At 34.5% G+C, this 7,264-nt stretch carries 4 protein-coding genes; 3 read left to right on the top strand and 1 reads right to left on the bottom strand.

Translation table 11 applies throughout. The features are described from left to right. Positions 1 to 25: 25 nt before the first annotated feature. Positions 26 to 1,924 (top strand): amidophosphoribosyltransferase, encoded by a 1,899-nt coding sequence (locus Q0992_RS06500; protein WP_299521534.1) that lies wholly within the window; start codon positions 26 to 28, stop codon positions 1,922 to 1,924. Positions 1,925 to 2,393: 469 nt separating this feature from the next. Here the strand turns inward: Q0992_RS06500 and Q0992_RS06505 are convergent, their stop codons facing one another. Then, positions 2,394 to 3,002 carry a superoxide dismutase gene (locus tag Q0992_RS06505; protein WP_299521535.1) on the bottom strand — a complete coding sequence of 203 codons (609 nt, stop codon included), beginning with the start codon at positions 3,000 to 3,002 and terminating at the stop codon, positions 2,394 to 2,396. 111 nt (positions 3,003 to 3,113) lie between these two features. On the opposite strand from Q0992_RS06505, the gene Q0992_RS06510 reads away from it, so the two are divergent. Then, positions 3,114 to 6,245, top strand: a complete 3,132-nt coding sequence (locus tag Q0992_RS06510) for an exodeoxyribonuclease V subunit beta (RefSeq protein WP_299521536.1) — start codon at positions 3,114 to 3,116, stop codon at positions 6,243 to 6,245. Positions 6,246 to 6,287: 42 nt separating this feature from the next. Further along, positions 6,288 to 7,264, top strand: a 977-nt coding sequence (gene kbl, locus Q0992_RS06515; RefSeq protein WP_299521537.1) for a glycine C-acetyltransferase, incomplete at its 3' end; no start/stop codon positions are given.

The raw sequence follows: 7,264 nt of genomic DNA on the forward strand, positions 1-7,264 counted from the left end.
TAAGCGCGTTTTTTTATTACTTACAATGAGTGATGCTATAAAACATGAGTGCGGTATTGCACTTATAAGACTATTAAAACCGTTAGAATACTACAAGGAAAAATACGGAAGTGCATTTTATGGGGTGAATAAAATGTACTTAATGATGGAGAAGCAACACAACCGTGGGCAAGATGGTGCGGGTTTTGCCAGTATAAAATTAGACACAAATCCCGGAGAGCGTTATATAAGTCGAATACGTTCTATCGAACAGCAACCTATTCAAGATATTTTTTCGCAAATCAATGAGCGCATCAACGATGAAATAACAAAGCATCCTGAATATAAAGACGATGTTGCTCTTCAAAAAAGAAACATTCCTTATGTGGGTGAATTACTGCTTGGCCATGTACGTTATGGAACATTCGGTAAAAACAGTGTTGAAAGTGTTCACCCTTTTTTAAGACAAAATAACTGGATGCACAGAAACCTAATTGTTGCGGGTAATTTTAATATGACCAATGTTAATGAGCTTTTCAACAACTTGGTTGATATTGGTCAGCACCCAAAAGAAAAGGCAGATACCATCACCGTGATGGAGAAGATAGGTCATTTTTTAGATGATGCAGTGGCCAAAATATATAAGGATTTAAAGAAAGAGGGCTATTCTAAAATTGAATGTTCACCACTTATTGCAGAACGTTTAAAACTAAGTAAGATTTTAAAACGTGCTGCCAAAAATTGGGATGGAGGCTATGCTATGGCTGGATTATTAGGTCATGGTGATTCGTTTGTATTGAGAGACCCTGCAGGTATAAGGCCTACCTACTATTATAAAGATGATGAAGTGGTGGTCGTCGCTTCAGAACGTCCTGTTATTCAAACCGTATTCAATGTTCCTTTTGAGGACGTTATAGAATTAGATCCAGGACACGCTATCATTACCAAAAAATCGGGCAAAACAGAAGTAACTAAAATACTCGAACCCTTAGAAAGAAAAGCGTGTTCTTTTGAACGCATTTATTTTTCAAGAGGAAGTGATGCAGAAATCTACAAAGAACGAAAAGAACTTGGTAGGTTATTAATGCCAAAAGTACTTGAGGCTATTGATAACGACACTCAAAATACTGTTTTTTCTTATATTCCAAATACAGCAGAAACCTCTTTCTTTGGAATGATAGATACAGTTGAGGAGCACCTTAATCATAAAAAGACACAAACTATACTTAGTGGACGAAGAGAATTATCCGCAGAGAAAGTAGAGGAAATTTTATCTGAGAGGCCACGAATTGAAAAAATTGCCATCAAAGATGTTAAGCTAAGAACTTTTATTACAGAAGATAGTAGTAGAGATGATTTGGTAGCGCACGTTTATGATGTGACTTACGGAGTTATAAAACCAACGGACAACTTAGTAATCATAGATGATAGTATTGTAAGAGGAACGACGTTGAAGAAAAGTATCATTAAAATGATGGACAGGCTTAACCCCAAGAAAATCATTGTTGTCTCTTCAGCACCACAGATACGTTATCCGGATTGCTACGGTATAGATATGGCCAATCTCGAAAGCCTAGTGGCTTTTAGAGCAGCTTTAGAATTATTAAAAGACCATAACCTATATCATATTGTAGAAGAGGTATATCAAAAATGTCTCGAGCAAGTAGATTTAAAGGACAAAAACGTAGTGAACTATGTTAAGGAGATTTACGATAATTTCACGGACGAACAGATATCCGATAAAATAGCTGAGCTACTAAGTGATGACGCTGTCAACTCTGACGTAAAAATAATTTTTCAACCTGTAAAAAACCTCCATAAGGCTTGCCCTAAAAATTTAGGTGATTGGTATTTTACAGGTAATTATCCAACGGACGGAGGAAACAGAGTTGTCAATAGAGCCTTCATAAATTTCTACGAAGGAAATAAGGAACGTGCATACTAATTAGCGTTTAATCCGAAAAAATGTGCATTTTACCCAAGAAAAATGCATTTCGTCCAATATATGTATCGTTTTAACAAATAACATTTACATTGGTATCACCATAACATAAGTAGGTTAAGTTCATGGTAGATTTGGGGCAAAAAAAGGTGAACAGTGTTCACCTTTTTTTATGGAGTTAATTAAAGTATTGCTTTAAGTAATTTAATAAATCGTAGAACCATTTTAGAACATAATTGTTGCTTATTACAGTAGTTTCCACGCTTAGACTAATATATAGGTCGTTTATCCAAAAAATTTAATAGTTGAATTAATGTAAACTTATATTTGATTCACCATAACATAAGTAGGTTAAGTTTATGGTAGATTTGGGGCAAAAAAGGTGAACTTTCTGTTCACCTTTTTTCATTTTATGGCATAAAAAAACCAAGTTTTTCAACTTGGCTTTTTAGTTTTAAAAGGGAATTTATAATTATTTTGCTTCAGCATAACGACGCTCAACTTCATTCCAATTAATGACCTTAAAGAAGGCCGCAATATAATCTGGACGTCTATTTTGGTAGTTTAGATAATAAGCATGCTCCCAAACATCCAATCCTAAAATTGGTGTACCTCCGCAGGTTACTCCAGGCATTAATGGATTGTCTTGGTTTGGAGTAGAACATACCTCAACTTTTCCACCTTTATGTACACATAGCCAGGCCCAACCAGACCCAAACTGTGTTGCTGCAGCTTTGGAAAATGCCTCAATAAAAGCATCCTTAGAACCAAACTCTGCTTCTATAGCGTCTTTTAACTCACCAGACAAATAACCCCTGTCTTCAGGATTCATTACATCCCAAAATAGCAAATGGTTATAAAAACCTCCTCCATTATTTCTTACACCAGCATTACCCATATCTAAATTGGTTAAAATATCTTCGATAGACTTTCCTTCTAAATCTGTGCCTTCAATTGCAGCATTTAGCTTCGTAGTGTAACCATTATGATGCTTAGAGTGATGGATTTCCATTGTGCGAGCATCGATATGTGGTTCTAATGCATCGTACGCATATTTTAATTTTGGTAATTCAAATGCCATGATTTTTTGTTTTAAGTATTAGTAATTTAACTTTAACAAATTTACAATATTGAGAACAAGATGTTCCTAATAAATTATTAAGATTACCTATTTTGGTATAAAATTTTTCTTTTGCAAAATTCCACATTCAAAATATATAATGCATCCGCAGGTAGCGGTAAAACCTTCACCATTGCGAAGTCATTTATTAAAATTTTGGTGCAATCCAAAAACCCCGAACAGTTTAAATACATTTTAGCCATAACCTTTACTAACAAAGCAGTTGGTGAAATGAAAGAACGCATTTTAGAAATGTTTCGATTATTTACCGACAACAAAAGCCTTAACAAACCGAATGCTATCTTCGTTGCTATTTGTGAAGAACTCTCTATTTCGCCCGAATATCTTCATACCAAATCCAAGCAGATTTTAAAACATATAATGCACAACTATGGTGCCTTTGATATTTCTACCATTGATGGGTTTACACATAGAGTTATTAGAACCTTTGCACACGATTTAAAACTCCCCGTAAATTTTGAAGTTGAGCTAGAGGAGGAACGTTTGTTGAACGAAGCCGTTGACAGCTTAATATCAAAAGCAGGAAGCGATACAATATTGACAAATACCCTAGTTGATTTTGCCATAGAAAAGGCTGACGATGATAAGAGTTGGGATATTAGTTACGACTTTAAGAAAATAGCCAAGTTGCTCATAAGCGAAAATGACTTAACAGCTATTGAGACTTTAAGCAACAAAACCATTGCAGATTTTAAACTCTTAAAAACAAAACTAATAAAGGACATTACCATACTTGAAAATGATATTGTAGAAATTGCAAAGACTACCTTGACCTTAATAGAAGAGTGTGGTTTGCAAAACGATGATTTTAACAGAAAATCCTTACCTAATTATTTTAAGAGCTTAGAGCAAAAGAATTTTAATGTACGCTTTGAGTCTGCTTGGCAAACCGACTTAATAGAAGGGCTTCCTATTTATCCTAAACGTGTTACCTCAAGTATTGCCTCGATAATTGAAGATATTCAACCTAGCTTAATTGAGGCGTTTGTAAAAACAAAAACCAAAATTTTTGAACTCAAACTCAAAAAAGGTTTTCATAAAAACATCACACCGCTTTCGGTATTAAATGCCATTCAAACTGAATTGAATCAATTAAAGGAAGCGCAGAATAAAATGCTGATTTCAGAATTTAATAAAATCGTTAGCAACAAAATCAAAGGTCAGCCAACCCCTTTTATTTATGAACGATTAGGTGAAAAATACAAGCACTATTTTATTGACGAGTTTCAGGATACTTCACAAATGCAATGGGAAAACTTGGTGCCACTTTTAGACAATGCCCTTTCCACTTCAAATGGTTCTGCAATGTTGGTGGGCGATGTCAAACAAGCCATTTATAGATGGCGTGGAGGTGTTGCAGAACAATTCATCAACCTTTATAATAAAACAAGAAATCCATTTCAGATTGAGGCTGAAGTCTTATCATTAGATACTAATTACAGAAGCGCAAGAGAAGTCATAAACTTTAATAACGGATTCTTTCGGTTCTTAAGCGAAAATTACTTTAGTAGTGAAGGCTATTCTGATTTGTATAAGAATGCTGGACAATACACCCATAGAGATTATGAAGGCTACGTAAATATTGAATTTCTAAATATTTCTAAGGAAGATGATGATAACGAGCTATATGCGAATAAAGTGTATGAAACAATCATCCAATGTTATCAACAAGGATATGTGGCTAACGATATTTGTGTTATTGTTAGAAAGCGAAAACAAGGGATCTCTATTGCCAATTACCTCAGTGAAAAGGGAATGAAAATTACCTCTTCGGAAACATTACTTTTAAAAAATTCTGATAAAATACAATTTATTGATTCGTTTTTAAAATTATTACTTCAACCTACTAACGATAGCTTAAAAGTTAATATACTGTCATTCTTAGCTGAACTATACAACATAGAAGACAAGCACTTATTTTTCGAAACGCACCTTAAATCGAGTGTCGACGACTTACTTCAAAGTCTTGAAAGCCTAAATATATTTTTAGACAAAAAAAGTCTTTTGGGTTTACCTCTCTATGATTTGGTTGAACGACTCATTAGAACCTTTAATCTACACAATACTTCGGATGCTTTCCTTGAATTTTATTTAGATATTGTTTTAGAATTTACTCAAAAACAAAATTCGGATTTAAGTGCATTCATTGATTATTTTGAAAAGGAAAAAGATAGACTCAGTGTAGTCTCACCAGGTGATATCAATGCCGTTCAAATCATGACCATTCACAAATGTAAAGGTCTAGAGTTTCCCATTGTCATATTTCCTTTTGCTGATCTTAACATCTACAAGGAGATAGAACCAAAAATTTGGTTTCCTGTTGATAATACTAAGCACAGTGGTTTCGAAACATTGTTACTCAATTACAATAGAGACATTGAACATTTTGGTGAAACCGGTCGGCAAATTTATCATATGCATCAGTCTCAATTAGAGCTCGACAATATTAATTTATTATACGTAACACTGACAAGAGCAGTTGAAGGGCTTTACATCATTTCTAAATGCGATATAAACGTTAAGGGGAAAACAAATAACAACACCTATTCAGGAATGTTGATTTCCTACCTAAAAGATATTGGGTTATGGTCGGATGATCGATTGACATACAGTTTTGGGACATTAAGCCTTGACATAGACAATATGGATAAAGAACTGAGTTCAAAAACTCTTAATCTTATCTCTGTGCCAAAGGAAGCTCATAACTTAAGCATTATTACCAAAGCTGGTCAACTTTGGGACACCAAACAAGAAAAAGCGATAGAACGAGGTAATATGGTTCATCTCATCTTATCTAAAATTAAAACCATACAAGATATTGACTTTGCATTCAATGATCTCTTAGAATCAGGTGACATTATAAAAACAGAAGAATTAAAATTAAGGACTTTGGTTATGGATATCATTGAACATCCTAAGCTTAATTCTTATTTTTCGGATGGTCATGAGATATATAATGAAAGGGATATCATCACCAAATCCGGTAAAACTCTAAGACCAGATCGCATTAATATAAACCCAAAAAAGGAGGTCGTTATAACAGACTATAAAACAGGTGAGAAAAAAGCGCTTTACAAATCACAAATCAACACTTATGCCTCAGTTTTAGAAGACATGAATTATAGAATCAAACATAAGTTTATCGTTTATATAAATGATGTAATCGATGTGGTTGAAGTGTAATTTATAGGTATTATCTTTGCTCAATTACTAATACCTAATTACATGTACGGAGATATAAAAACACACTTACAACAAGAAATCGAATCAATCAAAGAAGCTGGGCTTTTTAAAAAAGAGCGTATTATAACATCACCCCAAGGTGCAGAAATAACATTGAACACTGGCCAAAAAGTGCTTAACTTCTGTGCTAATAATTATTTAGGATTGTCCTCACATCCTGAAGTAATACAAGCTGCAAAAGACACCTTAGATTCTCATGGCTTTGGGATGTCTTCCGTACGATTTATATGTGGCACCCAAGATATTCATAAAGAGCTTGAGCAAAAAATAGCTGATTTTTATGGTACTGAAGATACCATTTTATATGCCGCTGCTTTTGATGCAAATGGTGGTGTTTTTGAACCTTTATTAACCAAAGAAGATGCCATAATATCGGACTCCTTAAACCATGCCTCAATTATTGATGGTGTTAGACTTTGTAAGGCAGCAAGATATCGTTATCAAAATAATGACATGGAGGATCTTGAGAGACAACTTGTGGCCGCCAACCAAAACGGGGCACGTTTTAAAATTATTGTTACCGATGGTGTATTTTCTATGGATGGTTTGGTAGCTCCACTAGACAAGATTTGTGATTTGGCAGACAAGTACGATGCTTTGGTGATGATTGATGAATGCCATGCTACTGGCTTTATTGGCGAAACTGGGATCGGTACTCTTGAAGAAAAAGGTGTTTTGGGAAGAATAGATATCATTACCGGCACTTTAGGAAAAGCCATGGGAGGAGCCATGGGAGGCTATACCACAGCTAAAAAGGAAATCATTGAAATTTTGCGGCAACGCTCAAGGCCTTATCTCTTTTCAAATTCTTTAGCCCCTGCAATTGTTGGTGCGTCGATTAAAGTTTTTGATATGCTCAAAAATGATACATCTTTAAGGGATAAAGTTGATTGGAACACAAAATACTTTAAAAAAGGCATGAAAGAGGCTGGTTTTGATGTTATTGACGGGGATTCAGC

The organism is Winogradskyella sp. (genome assembly GCF_028289625.1).
GTDB lineage: Bacteria > Bacteroidota > Bacteroidia > Flavobacteriales > Flavobacteriaceae > Winogradskyella.

Coding starts and splice junctions, on each gene's coding strand:
- Q0992_RS06500 (WP_299521534.1), top strand. CDS start 26: ATGAGTGATGCTATAAAACATGAGTGCGGTATTGCACTTATAAGACTA.
- Q0992_RS06505 (WP_299521535.1), bottom strand. CDS start 3,002: ATGGCATTTGAATTACCAAAATTAAAATATGCGTACGATGCATTAGAA.